Source organism: Fimbriimonadaceae bacterium, assembly GCA_019454125.1.
Classification (GTDB): domain Bacteria; phylum Armatimonadota; class Fimbriimonadia; order Fimbriimonadales; family Fimbriimonadaceae; genus JALHNM01.
In genome coordinates, this window is record CP075365.1 from 2,194,559 (window position 1) to 2,209,069 (window position 14,511).

At 64.2% G+C, this 14,511-nt stretch carries 17 protein-coding genes and 1 tRNA gene; 8 read left to right on the forward strand and 10 right to left on the reverse strand.

Going from position 1 to position 14,511, the window contains the following annotated elements; genetic code table 11:
* Window positions 1-76 precede the first annotated feature (76 nt).
* From trmD to lepB, 3 genes are read left to right on the forward strand one after another with little or no spacing between them, the layout of a single operon-like run.
* On the forward strand, window positions 77-844 hold the full coding sequence (gene trmD / locus KF733_10715) for a tRNA (guanosine(37)-N1)-methyltransferase TrmD (GenBank protein QYK55474.1): 768 nt from the start codon (window positions 77-79) through the stop codon (window positions 842-844).
* Complete coding sequence (rplS, locus tag KF733_10720; protein ID QYK55475.1) at window positions 837-1,187, forward strand: 50S ribosomal protein L19; 351 nt, start codon at window positions 837-839, stop codon at window positions 1,185-1,187. Before trmD ends, rplS begins: the two co-directional genes overlap by 8 nt.
* A 3-nt stretch (window positions 1,188-1,190) precedes the next feature.
* Complete coding sequence (lepB, locus tag KF733_10725; protein QYK55476.1) at window positions 1,191-2,099, forward strand: signal peptidase I; 909 nt, start codon at window positions 1,191-1,193, stop codon at window positions 2,097-2,099.
* 12 nt (window positions 2,100-2,111) lie between these two features.
* Here the strand turns inward: lepB and KF733_10730 are convergent.
* Together KF733_10730 and KF733_10735 are read right to left on the reverse strand one after the other, a co-directional pair.
* Window positions 2,112-2,187 (reverse strand) — tRNA-Ile (locus KF733_10730).
* 15 nt (window positions 2,188-2,202) lie between these two features.
* Entirely contained in the window at window positions 2,203-2,949 is a 747-nt protein-coding gene (locus KF733_10735; GenBank protein ID QYK55477.1) for a hypothetical protein, read from the reverse strand.
* Between the two features lie 76 nt (window positions 2,950-3,025).
* Between KF733_10735 and KF733_10740 the strand changes: the two genes are divergently transcribed.
* Entirely contained in the window at window positions 3,026-4,609 is a 1,584-nt protein-coding gene (locus tag KF733_10740) for an acyl-CoA dehydrogenase family protein (GenBank protein QYK55478.1), read from the forward strand.
* Here KF733_10740 and KF733_10745 read toward each other — a convergent pair.
* A complete protein-coding gene (locus KF733_10745; GenBank protein QYK55479.1) occupies window positions 4,606-5,232 on the reverse strand; it encodes an SdpI family protein in 627 nt (208 codons plus the stop codon). The two genes, KF733_10740 and KF733_10745, sit on opposite strands and share 4 nt — an antisense overlap.
* Window positions 5,233-5,464: 232 nt before the next feature.
* Between KF733_10745 and KF733_10750 the strand changes: the two genes are divergently transcribed.
* Together KF733_10750 and KF733_10755 are read left to right on the forward strand one after the other, a co-directional pair.
* Window positions 5,465-6,046 carry a PEP-CTERM sorting domain-containing protein gene (locus KF733_10750; GenBank protein ID QYK55480.1) on the forward strand — a complete coding sequence of 194 codons (582 nt, stop codon included), beginning with the start codon at window positions 5,465-5,467 and terminating at the stop codon, window positions 6,044-6,046.
* A 112-nt stretch (window positions 6,047-6,158) separates the two neighbouring features.
* Window positions 6,159-6,719 (forward strand): PEP-CTERM sorting domain-containing protein, encoded by a 561-nt coding sequence (locus tag KF733_10755; protein ID QYK55481.1) that lies wholly within the window; start codon window positions 6,159-6,161, stop codon window positions 6,717-6,719.
* 33 nt (window positions 6,720-6,752) lie between these two features.
* Here KF733_10755 and trpS read toward each other — a convergent pair whose 3' ends face one another.
* Genes trpS through KF733_10775 form a run of 4 tightly spaced genes read right to left on the reverse strand, consistent with a single transcriptional unit; the run spans window position 6,753 to window position 10,653 of the window.
* Window positions 6,753-7,763, reverse strand: a complete 1,011-nt coding sequence (trpS, locus tag KF733_10760; GenBank protein ID QYK55482.1) for a tryptophan--tRNA ligase — start codon at window positions 7,761-7,763, stop codon at window positions 6,753-6,755.
* 13 nt (window positions 7,764-7,776) lie between these two features.
* Entirely contained in the window at window positions 7,777-8,439 is a 663-nt protein-coding gene (locus KF733_10765; protein ID QYK55483.1) for a site-2 protease family protein, read from the reverse strand.
* Between the two features lie 4 nt (window positions 8,440-8,443).
* Window positions 8,444-9,700 (reverse strand): diaminopimelate decarboxylase, encoded by a 1,257-nt coding sequence (lysA, locus tag KF733_10770; protein ID QYK55484.1) that lies wholly within the window; start codon window positions 9,698-9,700, stop codon window positions 8,444-8,446.
* 44 nt (window positions 9,701-9,744) lie between these two features.
* The gene (locus KF733_10775) at window positions 9,745-10,653 is read right to left on the reverse strand and encodes an HDOD domain-containing protein (GenBank protein ID QYK55485.1); all 909 of its coding nucleotides are present in this window, start codon (window positions 10,651-10,653) and stop codon (window positions 9,745-9,747) included.
* A 76-nt stretch (window positions 10,654-10,729) separates the two neighbouring features.
* Here KF733_10775 and dxr point away from each other — a divergent pair, with 76 nt between their 5' ends.
* Both dxr and KF733_10785 read left to right on the forward strand, forming a co-directional pair.
* A complete protein-coding gene (dxr, locus tag KF733_10780) occupies window positions 10,730-11,854 on the forward strand; it encodes a 1-deoxy-D-xylulose-5-phosphate reductoisomerase (protein QYK55486.1) in 1,125 nt (374 codons plus the stop codon).
* Window positions 11,855-11,860: 6 nt separating this feature from the next.
* Complete coding sequence (locus KF733_10785) at window positions 11,861-13,516, forward strand: site-2 protease family protein (protein ID QYK55487.1); 1,656 nt, start codon at window positions 11,861-11,863, stop codon at window positions 13,514-13,516.
* On the opposite strand, the gene KF733_10790 is transcribed toward KF733_10785, so the two are convergent.
* Genes KF733_10790 through KF733_10800 form a run of 3 tightly spaced genes read right to left on the reverse strand, consistent with a single transcriptional unit; the run spans window position 13,479 to window position 14,496 of the window.
* Complete coding sequence (locus tag KF733_10790; protein ID QYK55488.1) at window positions 13,479-13,811, reverse strand: hypothetical protein; 333 nt, start codon at window positions 13,809-13,811, stop codon at window positions 13,479-13,481. The two genes, KF733_10785 and KF733_10790, sit on opposite strands and share 38 nt — an antisense overlap.
* On the reverse strand, window positions 13,808-14,266 hold the full coding sequence (locus KF733_10795) for a hypothetical protein (protein QYK55489.1): 459 nt from the start codon (window positions 14,264-14,266) through the stop codon (window positions 13,808-13,810). Before KF733_10795 ends, KF733_10790 begins: the two co-directional genes overlap by 4 nt.
* Window positions 14,224-14,496, reverse strand: a complete 273-nt coding sequence (locus KF733_10800; GenBank protein QYK55490.1) for a hypothetical protein — start codon at window positions 14,494-14,496, stop codon at window positions 14,224-14,226. Before KF733_10800 ends, KF733_10795 begins: the two co-directional genes overlap by 43 nt.
* Window positions 14,497-14,511: the final 15 nt, after the last annotated feature.

Below are 14,511 nucleotides of genomic sequence, written 5' to 3' on the forward strand. Positions count from 1 at the left end.
GGGGCGGCGCCGCAGGGTTCGAGCCCAAGGACGGCGATGCGGCGAAAGGAGGGTAAGTTGGATTTAAGTTCGGACGATGCAGTGCCACTTTGTGACCCTTTTCCCGGAGATGGTGATGGGGGCGGTCAGCCACAGCATCCTGGCCCGGGCTCAGGCCGCGAACCTCGCCAGCTTCCACACCACGAACCCCAGGGACTTCGCCACGGATAAGCACCGCAGCGTCGACGACGAGCCCTATGGAGGCGGGCCGGGCATGGTGATGATGGCGTCCACCATCGCCGCGGCGGTCGATTCGCTGGCCCTGCCGGAGGGCACGCCCGTCGTCCTTCTCGACCCCGCCGCTCCGCTCTTCACCCAGCGCGACGCCGTGCGGCTCTCGCGACACTCGCAGATCGTGCTGGTCTGCGGCCACTACGAGGGCGTGGACGAACGGGTCCGGACCCAGATCGCCACAGAAGCCTTCTCGATCGGGGACTTCGTCCTGACGGGCGGGGAGCTGCCCGCCCTGATGGTCGCAGACGCGATCGTGCGCCTCCTGCCGGGCGTGCTGGGCGACCCCGCCAGCCACGAGGACGACAGCCACAGCGACGGCCTCCTCGGGTTCCCGCTCTACACTCGACCCCTGGAGTTCCGGGGCGAGAAGGTGCCCGCCGTCCTCACCAGTGGCCACCACGGTGAAATTGCCAAATGGCGGCGACAACAGAGCCTTATTAGGACTCGGGTCCTGCGGCCAGACCTTTTCTGCAAAGCGGGCCTAACCAAAGGCGACGTCGATCTGCTATATTCCGAACCCGCACATTCCGAGTCCCTTCAATCGGGCGAGGGAGCCATGAGCCATGAATAAGCAGGCTATTTTAGAGAGCGTCGCCAAGCCCTACATGAAGGAAGAGTTGCCGGACATGCGTCCTGGCGACACCGTCAAGGCCCACGTGAAAGTCCGCGAAGGCGGCAAAGAGCGCATCCAGATTTTCGAGGGCACCGTGATCGCCGTCCGCTATGGCGGCATCCAGAAGAACGTGACCGTGCGAAAGATGTCCAGCGGCATCGGCGTCGAGCGGACGTTCCCGGTCCACTCCCCCATGGTCGATAAGTTCGAAGTGACGCGACGCGGTAAGGTCCGCCGCGCCAAGCTTTACTATCTCCGCGACAAGGTCGGCAAAGCGGCGAGGATCGAGGAAAAGCGCTAGGCCGTGTTCGGGATCGAGTCACTCCTCGCCCAAACCCAGCCTAGCCAGACCATGGCGTTCGTCGACCGGCTCGCTCGGACGCCCATGAGCACCGTGTTGGTCGCGGCCGTCGTCGCGACCGTCATCCGGCTCGCGGTCTATCCCTACCTCACCAAGACCCCGATCCACCTTCGCCAAGAGGGGTACCGCGTCGTCAAGTTCGTGAACGACGCCGCCGACGCCTTCGTCTATGCGGCCCTGATCGTCTTTTTGCTGATCCGGCCGTTCGTGCTGCAGACCTTCCAAATCCCGTCCGGGTCGATGATCGACACCCTGCTCATCAACGACTTCATCGTGGCGAACAAGTGGGTCTACCGCGTGAGCGAACCGCAACGCAAGGACATCATCGTCTTCAAACCGCCGAGGCGCGCCCTCTATCCGGGCCAGAGCGATTCGGACTTCATCAAGAGGCTGATCGGCCTTCCCGGCGAGACGATCGAGTGGAAAGGCAGGAAGCTCTACATCGACGGCAAACTCACCGAAGAGCCCTACGTGGACTTTACGGACCCCGCCTCGCAGTTCACGACGCCGCTCTCAAAGGAGCGGGAGTCCGAGGCCGACGTCGGAGACTTTAAGCTGATCGAGGTGGACGGCCAGGTGATGCCCCTGATGTACGACGCGGACGCGGGCCTGGCAAACGCGGGGGGCTACCTCACGGTCGCAAAGGAGTACATGGCGACGAGCGTCGACCAAATGAAGGAGTGGATCGCGACTCCCGCGGCCAAGATTCCGCAGGGCTATTACCTCTTCATGGGGGACAACCGGAACGGTTCTTTCGACGGCCGCGGCTGGGGGCTCGTCCCACGCGAGGACATCATCGGAAAGTCCGAGTTCATCTGGATGCCCGTCCGCCGCTGGGGCGCCACCCGCTAGGCAACTGGCGTTTGGTGGGCCCGGTGGGGTTCGAACCCACGACCAAGCGATTATGAGCCGCCTGCTCTGACCGCTGAGCTACAGGCCCGGTAGAGCCCTAATCTTACCAGCCATCCTTGGGAGCGCCCCGTCTGTCCGTGACGCTGATCCCGGGCGCAGGGGTCGTGTCAAAGACCCACGGCGCAAACTTGCTCTTTTCGCGCCAGACCGAGACTTCGTCCCTTTGGATGGCAGCCGCCCCGAAGGGGCTCCGGGCCTGGCCGGTGGCGGCCGCGCGAATCTCCACGAAGGTCGGCAGCTTGCGCGGTCCCTCCGACCGGAACCCAATCCGGACCGTGCCCAAGTTCGGCGCCTTGAACTCGACCGTCTCGCCGGCGAGTTTGATGTCCGAATCCATTTGGACGAGCTTTTCCCACACGGCCTCCCCGTCGAAGAGCCAGCAGACAAGGCTGGTGGACTGGCGCACGTCGGTCGCCGAACCGGCGCTCAGCGACGGTTCGGAGTTGCTCAAAAAGACGGTGCTGCCGAGCCCATCGCGCAAGAGGGTCTTCCCATCGTTCACGAGAAGGTTGCCGCCGCCCATCGCCTCTGTCCAGTAGAGACGGTAAACCCCGGGCTCCTTGAACCATAGGGTCAGAGCGCTGGATTCGGGCACGCGCTCACCGTCCGTTTGCATGCCATAGCGGGCGATGCTCACATAAACGTTGCGGACCGCCGCCGTGTCCTTCAGGATTTGGCGCAACGTGGGCTCGCCGCTCAAGTCCCGAGTTTTGTTGTCCGCGTCCTGGGCGCTGGCGATGACCGGGGAGACAAGGACGAAGAAAGTGGCAAGGGCGGCTGACCGCGGCATCACTCCTTTCTACCGCATTCTTCGGCGGGAGGGCGCCGCGAAGCTATAATGCCCCTAGAGCCACCTGGTAAAGCCTATGTCCGCGACTTCGACCGAGAACAAAGAACAGGGTTGTTCTTTCTTCAGCCGAACCCCTGACCGTACGTTCATCCCCGAAGACTTTTCCAGCGACGAAAAGTTGATGGTCCAGCAGGCCGAGCAGTTCAGCCGCAAAGAGGTGCTGCCCCTTGCGGACCGGCTGGACAGGCAAGAGGACGGGCTGATGCCCCAACTCGTGGCCAAGGCCGGCGCCCTCGGGTTCTGTGGGGTCGATACGGACGACGCCTTCGGCGGGCTGGGCCTCGGCAAGAACCTTGCCGCGAGGATCATCGAGTTCCTCTCGCTCAACGGCTCGTTCAGCGTCACTTTCGGCGTGACGAGCGGCATCGCCCAGTTGGGGCTGAGCCTCTTCGGTACGGACGAGCAGAAGCAGAAGTACCTTCCCCACCTGGCCACGGGAGAATGGATCGGAGCCTACGCCCTGAGCGAGCCGAACTCCGGAAGCGACGCCCTTTCCATGGCGACCCGCGCGGAGCGGCGCGGTGACAAGTGGGTGCTGAACGGCACCAAGATGTGGATCAGCAACGCGAAGTGGGCCCAATTCTTCCTCGTCATGGCGAAGATCGACGGCGAGCAAGTCTCCGCCTTCCTCGTCGAACGGGACATGCCCGGAGTCTCCGTCTCGCGCGAGGAGCATAAGCTCGGCCTGAAGGGCTCGTCCACCGCGCGCCTTCTCCTTGAGAACGCGGAAGTGCCGCTTGAGAACCTGCTCCACGAGGCGGGCAAGGGCCATAAGGTCGCCCTGAACGCCCTGAACATCGGGCGCTTCAAACTGGCCGCGATGTCGCTCGGCCCCGCCCGCGACGCCATCTATGAGTCCAGCCAATACGCCAAGGACCGCAAGCAGTTCGGCCGCGCGATCGCCGAGTTCGGACTGGTCCGCCAGAAGTTCGCCGATATGGCGGCGCTCTATTTCGGGGCCGAGTCAGCGCTTTACCGGCTTGGCGCGAACCTGGACCAGGCGTTCGAGGAACACGGGGGTACGGTCGAGGGCAACCAGCGCGCGGCCGAAGAGTTCGCGGTCGAGTGCTCGGCCGTCAAGGTCTTGGCGACCGAGGCCGAGGCGAAGATCGTCGACGAAGCCTTGCAGGTCTACGGCGGCTATGGCTTCACTGAAGAGTTCCCGCTCGCGAGGATCTACCGCGACTGCCGCGTCAGCCGGATCTATGAGGGCACGAACGAGATCAACCGCATTTTCCTCGCCGACCGGATGAAGCGCAGGGCCGACGAGGGGCGGGCCAGCCTGGACGGCGTGGCCGACTCTTTCGTCTCAGAGCTCGCCCACCGCGCCTTCGGCCGCTTCGACAAGGAGCAGGTGGTGTCAGGCGCGCTCAGCGACCTCGTGATGCTGGCCTATGCGGAGCAATCGGCCCGCCTGCGGGCAGCCCGGCTCGGCGGGATCGCCCAGGCCGCGCACGACCGCTTTGCCAACTGGGCGAACGTGCAGGCGGCGGCCGCCTACCAAGTCGTGACGGGAGAGGCCGTGACCCTGCCGAAGCCGAACCCCGGCCATGTCGACGAGCTTGCTGCGCACGTGCTGGAGTCGCGCAGCCCGGTCTAGGCCGATGCCGCGCGCTTCGAATAGGCGACAACCATCAGGCTAGCCCCTAGGAACCAGGCGATCCAGGTCCAGATGGGCGTGTCGAACAGCACCATCGCCAGCCCGACGACCGAGACGAACTGGTAGGCGACGCCCGCGAAGGCGTGCGTCTTCCGCCACGCCTCGTCGGAAGACATGCTCCACCGCGTGCGGACGCCGATCCAACGGTTCCGCTCCAGCGACGAAAAGCGGCTTGCCATAAGCCCGAACAACACGAACACAGCGCCCATCAGCCACCGCGTCACCTGGATCGGGCCGAGCGCGGCCTGCGTCGTGACGATCTGGAGATAACCGAAGAAAGCGGCGAGGAGGAAAAAGAGCCAGTTCGAAGTACGCTCAGACTGGGTGGTGCTCCGCGCGGCCGGCATCAGCTGTGGCATCCGCCACAGGAGCACCAGCGAGACGAACTGGAAGACCGGCGCGATCCAGATCGCGGCCCCCTTGGGCCACCACTGGTCCGGACGGCCGTTCAACCCCCAGTGCACGGGGACGGAGCCGGGGAGGAACGGGAACACGACCGCCGAGTACACAAGGGTCGCCGCCACGGTGACCAGGGCCCAGAAGATCGCGTTCCGCCTCCGCATGAATAAGTCCCATACGAATCAACCCAGCGGTCGGTTGCACCAGTATTGTTGCGTAATCGCTTTTTATGACAGCAAGATTTCCGATAACGTCGCAAAGTTGAAAGTTATGCTGGTACATTAGCGATTCCGATCCTGTGTGGTTGGACAAAGAATCGGGCGAAGATTGACAACAGCTAACGGGGAATTAGCGTTTGCCTAGTCACCAAATCGTCCGGTTTCTTGAGGATCTTTAATGAACAAGGTACTGCTCACATGTGTGGGCGCGACGGTTTTTGCCGTTAATGCGTCTGCGCTGAACCTTATCGTCAATCCCGGTTTCGAAACCGGCACCCTAACGCCCTGGTACCAGAAGATCGACAAGGGAGGTCCGGAGAACTGGCACGTGACGACCGCAGACGCGGCGTCTGGCCGGTACTCGGTGACCTCCCGCGGCAACAAGCTTCTGTACACGGCGGTGACCCCGACCTTCACGAAGTTCATCGTCGACGTCAGCTTCTCGCTGAAGAACGTCGACGCGACCCACAACGCCTACCGCTTCTTCTATCTCGACGGAGAGGAAGAGTTCTACGTGAACGCGAACTCGAGCAACTGGATCCGCCACACGGTGACGCACAAGCTGGCTCAGAACCGCGTCCTGGTCGGCTTCGGTGTCTACGGGGTCTACGGCGGCACCCAGTACCGCACGTACCTTGACGACGTCACCATCAACGCGTTCGCGACGGGCGGTTTCGGCGGAGGAGCCCCGGTTCCTGAACCGGCTACTCTGCTTGCCCTGCCCTTGCTGCTCGGCCTCATGAAACGACGGGGACGCTAAGCTCCCGTTCCGTACCTCCCGGGCGAGGTCCCCGTATTTTGACTGTTGTCAACCTAACGGGGCCCTCGCCATACTGTTCTTGTTCCTTGCTTTCCTTTGGGAGGTTTCACAAATGAAGAAATTAGACACACGGGCGGTCTGTGCCGCCTTCGTCTTCGCGTTCGTCGCACGGGCGCAAGCCGGCCCCATCGTCCTGGTCAACGGGGATTTCGAGTCCGGTTCTCTCGCGCCGTGGGCTCAAACCCTGGATAAGGGCGGCCCCGTCAACTGGACCCTCACGACCTCGGTCGTCCACACCGGCGATTACGCTGCGATGGCGCGGGGCAACAAGATGCTCTTCCAGCAGGTCGCCGACGTCGACGCGCGGGAGGTCACCTCGGTCTCCTTCGCCCTGCTCAACTCGGACGCGACCTTCAACGCGTACCGCTTCTTCTACAGTGACCAGACGTGGAAAGAGTTCACGGTCGACCCGCTCGACGACAACTGGCACGTTTACGAAGTCTCGCAGAACCTCGACCGCTCCAAAACCCTTACGGGCTTGGGGATTTTCGGAGTCAATGGTGGCAACACTTATTGGACTTATCTCGACGACGTCGAGATCACAGTCGTGCCCGAACCGGCCACCCTGCTGGCGACTAGCCTTGCCCTTCTCGCCCTCCGGAGAAAACGCTAAACCTTTCCCTTCCCCGATCATCGGGGAAGGGCCCTAAAGCAACCGCATTGCCCGGCGGACTTCCGCCATGGTTTGCGACGCATAGTCCGATGCCTCTTCCGCGCCTTTCTTGAGGATCGCGATCATGGTGTCGTCGTCCACTGCCGCCCGCCGCGCGCGGATCGGGCGCAAGAATTCATTGACCGCTTCGATGAGCTCGCGCTTGTTCTGCATGCAGCCCCGCTCACCGGCGCGGTCCTCTTCCCACTGCCGCTCCCAGTCCGGCGAATAGAGCTTGAGGAGCTGGCATACGGCGCACCCCTCCGGGATCCCGGGGTCGGACTTTCGGAGCTTGCTGGGGGTCGTGTAAGCCCCCATGATCCGCTGGGCGGTCTCTTCCGGCGTGTCGAAGAGGTAGATGCAGTTGTCGTACGACTTGCTCATCTTGCGAAGCTGCCCGCTCTCGTCCGCGTCGGTGCCCGGCACCTTGGACCGAAGCTCGTCCGGATCGATGATGTCCCCGAAGTCGGGGAAGACGTCGCAATCGAACGCGGCGTTGAAGGAACGGCCGATCTCGCGGCTCAGTTCAAGGTGCGGCGCCTGGTCCTTCCCGACGGGGACGCCGTAGGGCTTGTAGAGCAGGATGTCCGCCGCCTGCAGCACGGGGTAGCCGAGCAGGCCATAGGAGACTTGCTTGCCCTCGCCCAAGTCGTCCTTCTTCTCCTTGAAGGTCGGCACCCGCTCGAGCTTTCCAAGCCCCGTCACCATCGAGAAGATGAGATGGAGCTCGGCATGCTGCGGAACGTGCGACTGGACGAAGATCGATGTGCGTTCCGGGTCTAGCCCGGCGGCCACGAAGTCCTTGGCCACTTCCAGGGTGTTGCGGCGCAGGTCGGGCGGGACGTCGCCCATCGTGGTGAGGGCGTGGTAATCGGCGACCATGCAGTAGAGCTTGTAATCCTCTTGCAGAGCCACCCACGGCCGAAGGGCGCCCTCATAGTTGCCAAGGTGCAGGCGCGGGTTGGTCGCCCGCGTCCCGCTCAGTATCCGCTTTCGTTCCTCCATCAGTACCCTTCGGTCAGAACGGGAACGGTACTCCCGTCAGGAACCGGAAGAGAAGGACCATCGGAGGTCGAATCACCAGGCCAATGATGCCGGGGCCAGGCGAAAGCTGGCTGAGCAAGACCGCGCCAAGGAACACGAACTGGCCGAACGTGAGGTTCCACCGCGTCCATTGGAGCCGGGATTTGTCGTTCATGAACGTCCCCACCAGCCACATCCCGTCAAGAGGTCCGAGCGGGATCAGGTTGAAGAAACAGAGCGTGAGGTTGAGGCTCACCCCGAAATAGAGCAACAGGTGCACGAAAGTCGGCAGCTGTTCATAGGTGCCCGTCAGCATTGTCAGCCGCATCACGATCGCATAGAGCGCGGCCTGGATCAAGTTGGAGACCGGCCCGCCGAGGACGGCCACGAAGTGGTCCCACCGCGGGTTCCGCATCTGCTGCGGGTTCATTGGCACGGGGCGTCCCCAGCCGATGCCAAAGCCCGTGAACGCGGTGAAGAGGATCATCAAGCTCCCGAGCGGGTCAAAGTGGCGGAAAAGGTTCAGGCTGACGCGGCCATAGAAGGCCGGAGTCGGGTCTCCGGCCAGGTCCGCCAGCTTCGCGTGGGCGTACTCGTGAAGACCGATCCCCAGGAAGATCACGATGAGGACGGCTGCGATCAGTTCAGGCGGCGGCATTCCTTTAGAGTCCCTCCGGCAACCGCTCGCGCGAGAGCACCTGGTCCCAAGTCTCACGGAGCTGGACCAGTTCGGGGCGGCCTTTGACCATTAGGACGGTCGCGGGGCGCGGGTACCGGTTGTAGTTGCTCGCCATCGAAGAGTTGTAGGCGCCGGTGCAGAGAACTTGGACAAAGTCGCCCTTGCGGACGTCCCTCGGAGCGGGGACGTCGGCGAAGAGCGTGTCCGACTCGCAGTGCTTGCCGCTGACGGTCACCGTGCGCATTTCTGACGTACGCGCCAGGGGCCACCGGAGTTCGTAACGGGCCCCGTAGAGCCCAGGCCTTGGGTTGTCGCTCATCCCCCCGTCCACGCTGACGAAGACCCGGCCGGAGGCCGCTTCCTTCACCGCGGCCACCCGGTAAAGCGTGACGCCCGACTCCGCGACCATTGCCCGGCCGGGCTCCATGTCGAGCTTCGGCGCGATCCTGCCGTCGAGCTCCCTAAAGACGGCCTCAGCCAAGCGGCTCGAATACTCTTCGACCGTGAGCGGCTCGTCCTGGGGCATGTAACGCACGCCGAGCCCGCCCCCCAGGTTGAGGTGTGAGGCGCCAAAGCCAAGGCGGTCCTTGGCCGAGAGGGCGGTGCGGACCACCGCCAACGCCCCATCGATCTGCGCCCCTGGCTCCAGCAACTGGCTGCCGACATGGCAGTGGTAGCCGACCAGGTTCAGGCCCAGGTCGAGGGCGCGCTGGGTGGCGTCCAAGGCGCGGTCCAACGGGAAGCCGAACTTGGTATCCGCCTGGCCGGTGGAAATTTTCGCGTGGGTCACCGGGTCTACGCCGGGGGCCAGCCGCAAGAGGATCGGCAACCGGGCCCGGCGGTCCGCCCAGGCAGCCAGTTCCTCGTCGCCATCGACGATCGCCTTGCCGACTCCGACCTCGAGCGCAAAGTCGATCTCTTCCGAAGACTTCGCGTTGCCGTGGAATCGGCAGGCCGAAGCGGGCACGCCCGCGGCCAGAGCGGCGCGAAGCTCGCCCTCACTGGCGACGTCGATGGCGCATCCCTCCGAGTGGACGGTGCGGAGCACCGCCAGGCAGGAGTTCGCTTTGCTCGCGTAGGCGACCTCGCCGTGCGGCCAAGCTGCCACCTGTCGCCGGGCCCTAGCCCGCAGATGGTCGCCGTCCAGGACGTACAGGGGGGTTCCGAAGTCGTTGACCAGCCCCTCCACCAAGGCCGGATCTAGGACAAAGCGTTCGTCAGAGGCGACCGGGCTGCCCATGCCCGGCCATTATGCCACTGGCGGTTAAGACCCGCGGACCGCCGTTAGGCAGCCTTGATGTATTCCTTCGTGTGCCGGTCGACCAGTTCCAGGACCTGGGCGACCTCTGTTTCGGGCAGGCCGACCGTCTGGATGATCTTCTCGTCGATTGTGGCCTCGACGGGCCAATCGACCAGAGAAAAGCCGTTCGTGCAGGTCAGATAGTCCGCATAGCGCAGGCAACAGAGGGCCGCCTGCTCCTTCTCGGCCGCGAGCGGGTCGTCCGCGCCCCTCAGAGCTTCGATAAAGAGGTCTGGGAGCTTCCAGCCCATGGCCGCAGCCACGCTGAGTTCCGAGATGTACCGGCCGGTGACCAGGTTGAAACCTTCGCTGAGGTCCGTGTTCGACGCCTTGGCGCGGTCGTATGCCGCGTCGTAAAGGCCCGGAACGATCGAGGCCAGAAGACCGAGGCCGAGCTTGTTCAAGACGCCGGCTGCGAACAGCTCGTCGGGGGACCAGGAAGAGCGGGCGCCGTTCGTCTTGGTCGCGACGGACAGGAGGAACTTGGCGAGGAAGCCGACGAACATCGAGTATTCGGCGAACTTCTTCGGGGAAAAGCGCGGCGAGCCCTTGGCCTTGTGGATGAACGACTGGACCCAGACGGAGACGGCGACGCTCCGGACGGCCTTCTGGCCGAGCATCATGATCGCCCCCTTTACGGTCGAGGTCTGTCGGGACCCGCCCCCATAGAGGGCGCTGTTGGCCGCCCTCAGAACGCCGGCGGTGATGGCCGGATCGCCCAAGATGATTCGTTCGAGTTCGCCCGCCCCGGCGCTCCCTCCGTCAATGGCCTCGCAGAGGTTCAATGCGGAGGAAGGCATGTCGGGGAGGCTCTCTGCGGTCCTAAATGATTCGGCAAGACGGTCGAATTCATCGCCCTGCCACGATTTGCTCATCCACATTGCTTCGGCCATACGTTCTGAAATGATGGTCGGCCAGTAGCCCTTCTTCACCGCTTTTTTAGACGGGGTCGGGTAGAAGAGGGCCCTCGTGCGGTCCCTCGTCATCCTCGGCTCCACCGGAAGCATCGGCACCCAAACCCTCGATGTGGTTCGACGCCACCCCAACCGGCTAAGGGTGGTCGGTGCTTCTGCTTACCGGAGCGCGGGTGAGTTGAAGGCACAGGCGGACCAGTTCGGAATTCCGAAGGTCGCCCTCATGGATGAGGCTTTGGCCGCACAGCACGAGGTTCCGGGCGGGATGGGGGCGGTCGTCGACCTCGTGACAGCCCCGGAGGTCGACCTGGTGGTGGTGGCGGTCGCGGGCGTCATCGGCCTTGTCCCCACCCTCGCCGCGATCAGGGCCGGGAAGGACATCGCCCTGGCCAGCAAGGAGATCTTGGTGGCGGCGGGTGAAGTGGTCATGCCACTGGTGCGAACGCACGGCGTGCGTATGACCCCGATCGATTCGGAGCACAGCGCCGTCTACCAGTGCTTGCAAGGCTATACGCCCGAACAGGTCTCCAAGATCGTCTTGACCGCGAGCGGGGGCCCCTTCCGGGGCCGGACTCGGCACGACCTGGAACAGGTCACCGTCCAGCAAGCGCTGGACCACCCGACCTGGAAAATGGGGGGCAAGATCACGGTCGATTCGGCGACCCTCATGAACAAGGCGCTCGAGACCATCGAGGCGCGTTGGCTCTTCGACACGCCGATCGACCGCGTCGACGCAGTCGTCCACCCCCAGAGCATCGTCCACTCCTTCGTCGAGTTCACGGACGGGAGCTACCTGGCCCAGCTGGGCTGGCCCGACATGCGGCTCCCCATCCAATACGCCCTGCTCGCGCCGGAAAGGCCGGCTAGCGACCTTCGTCCGTGGAACCCGCTCGAGTCTTCCCCGCTCACGTTTGAGGCTGTCGACCACGCCACGTTCCCGGCGCTCCAGATCGCCCGCAAGGCGGTCGAAAAGGGCGGGACGACGCCGAGCGCGTTCAACGCGGCCAACGAGGTTGCGGCGAACGCCTTCCTCCAGGGCCGGTGCGGCTTCCTGCAAATCGCCGATACTGTAAGCCAGGTGACGGAGGAGCACCGGCCGAGCGACGTCTCGTTCGAGGCCGTCCAGGAGGCCGATGATTGGGCCCGTGGAACGACCCGCCAAATCCTGCGTCTGGAATAGAACTTCATGGACCCTGCCGGGCAAATCCTTGATTGGACGGGAACCGCCGTCGTCTTCCTGCTGATGATCACGGCGCTCGTCGCCGTCCACGAGCTGGGCCACTTCTTGGTTGCGCGCGCCTTTGGGATGCATGTGGAGGCGTTCGCGGTCATGATGGGCGGCGTCCGCAAGACCGACCTGCGGTCCTATCTCAGGAAGCCGCTCGTGCCCGCGTCCCAGGTTTGGGCGGTCGGGCTCGCCTTCTTGGGCGTCGCGCTGGCCGGGCTCGTGCTAAAGCAGGTCGTCCTGCTCACCGCGGGCCTTGCCCTGCTGGGCATCGTCCTGCCGGTCTGGGTCGCGACGCGCATCGAAGCCCTCTACCATCTGCCCGCCTGGTCGAGCCTCCGCACCCTCGTCATGTCTTGGGTGGCGGCCGCGCTCATCATCTTGATCGGCACGGGCATGCGGGGCATGCAGCCGCCCCAGGTCGTCGGGTTGCTGGGCATCGCCTCGCTGGTCGCGGTCGGCCTCGTCTATTACGCCCCTCTTCGCAATAAAGTAGAAGATTCTCCGCAGGGACTTGGACAAATCGAAGTCCCGGTGACCGCTGGCGATGCAGGGGAAAGCGAGACCGGGTACCGGACGGTGGACGTCCAGTTTCGCCCCGTAGCCGCAACCAGGGACCGCAAAGGAACCGAGTACTCCCTGCTCCTCCTGCCCTTGGGAGGCTTCGCCGCGATCAAGGGAATGCACCCGAAAGAGGACGGCAGCGAGGTAGGGGTCGCCCAAGGATTTTACAGCAAGGGGCCGTGGCCACGGCTCGCCGTGCTCTTCGCCGGCCCCGCCTTCAGCATCCTTTTCGGCATTGTGCTCCTCGCCGGGCTCTTCGCCGTTCGCGGAGAGGAGAGGTTTGGCGAGGCCCCCGTCCTGGGCGCGGTCACGTCTGACGGCCCCGCCGGCAAAGCGGGCCTGAAAGCAGGCGACCGCGTCCTGAGCGTGGATGGAAAGCCGGTGACGAAGTTCTACGACTTGGTCGAAGCCATCCGGGGCCGGTTCAAGGAGACTGAATCGGGGTACAGCGGGATCGCGACCGAGCTCGTGCTGCAGCGCGAGGGTGAGACGTTCTCGGTGACGGTCACGCCCACCGTGAACCCGGAGCCCCTTCCCTACCTCACGCCCGACATGGAGCTTTCCAAGGATAAGCGGATCTATGCCAAGCTACTCGTCTCCCCATCGATCGAGCTGAGGACCGTCCCGATCGGCGAAGCCTTCGGCAAGGCGGCGGTCTATCCGCTCGAGCTTGTCGGGTCGCTCGCGGGCATCGTGCAGAACCCCTCCACCGCGAAGGACTCCATCGGCGGGCCGGGGACCATCGCCGAGCAGACCTCGGTTGCGAAGAAGGTCGGCTTCCATGCCATTGTCCTCCTGAGCGGCCTTTTGAGCATTTCGCTCGGCGTGCTGAACCTGCTCCCGATCCCGCCGATGGACGGCGGACAGATGCTGGTCGCGTTCGTGGAGGTCTTCCGCGGGGGGCGGCGCCTAAGCCTCCGCGTGCAAAACACGCTGCACACGGTCGGCTTCATGCTGATCATGGCGCTCTCGCTTGCGGCCGTCACGGTCGACCTCGGCCACTATAGCGGGGCCTCTAAGAGGAGTCCGATGGGCTCGGCTCCGCAAAAGTAAGCCCGAAGAAGAGGAGCTTAGCGATCACGCTCCCCTGATAGCGCGTCTCGATCACGCGCGAGGTGTTGAAAGTCCGCCCGTTCCAAACGACGGGGTCGCCTTCGGCGGTCGTGTCCGTATGCGGCACCATGCAGATCACGTACGGAGGAAGGTCGAGCTCCCCGTTGCTCGCGTAGTTGCGCGCTTGGCTGCTCGTCGCGGTGCTGAAAAGGCCCGTGTGCGCAACCCCAAAGACGGTGAACGCCTCGCCATAGGTGGCGATGAAGTGCCCCACGCGCAAGCGGAGGTTCCTCAAGCCTCCTCCGACTGCCGCGAACCGCCCGAGTAAACGCCCGTCAGCCCCTCGATCTCCTGCGGAGACTTCGCGTAAGGATAGAGCCTGGCCGCGCCTTGGGCCTTCAACCCAAACGGGTCGCTGAGACGCTTGGGCGCCGCCGTCAGCTGGAACCAACCGAAGTAGAAGCTGTCAGAGGCGCCCGGCTCGCGAGCGATCTGGGCGGTCAGCTCGCCCGCGATGAGCTCGGTCGCGGCCAGGTTCAACGTCGCTTGCAGCCGCCCGTTGCCGGTGTCGTCCACGTGACGCTGCTCGATCGCGTATTCGATCGCGGGAAGCATCTCCGTGATCATGCCGTCGATGGTCGCGTCGTAAGTCGTCGTCGTCAGCGCGGCCTTTTCCTTGACTTTGGCGCGAGTGACCGTCAGCGCCATCAGTTCGTCCCCCGCCCGATCGGCGTGCTCACCTGTAGCCACTCCGCGAGCTGCCGGGTGAGGAGCGTGTTCTCGCGTACGCCGTCGCTCAGCCGCTCGACCGCCTGGCGCAGATTCTCCATGGCGACCGACTGGCGGACCGTTTCCGCTTCAAGATAGGCCATGAAGCGGTCGGAGACCGCGCGCTGCTGCCCGAGCGCAAGTCGCACGACCGCGAACGACGAGGCGACAAAGGCGCCGAGGACGACAAAGAGTTCGTGCCAGTGTTCCATGCGTGGTGGTTCCCG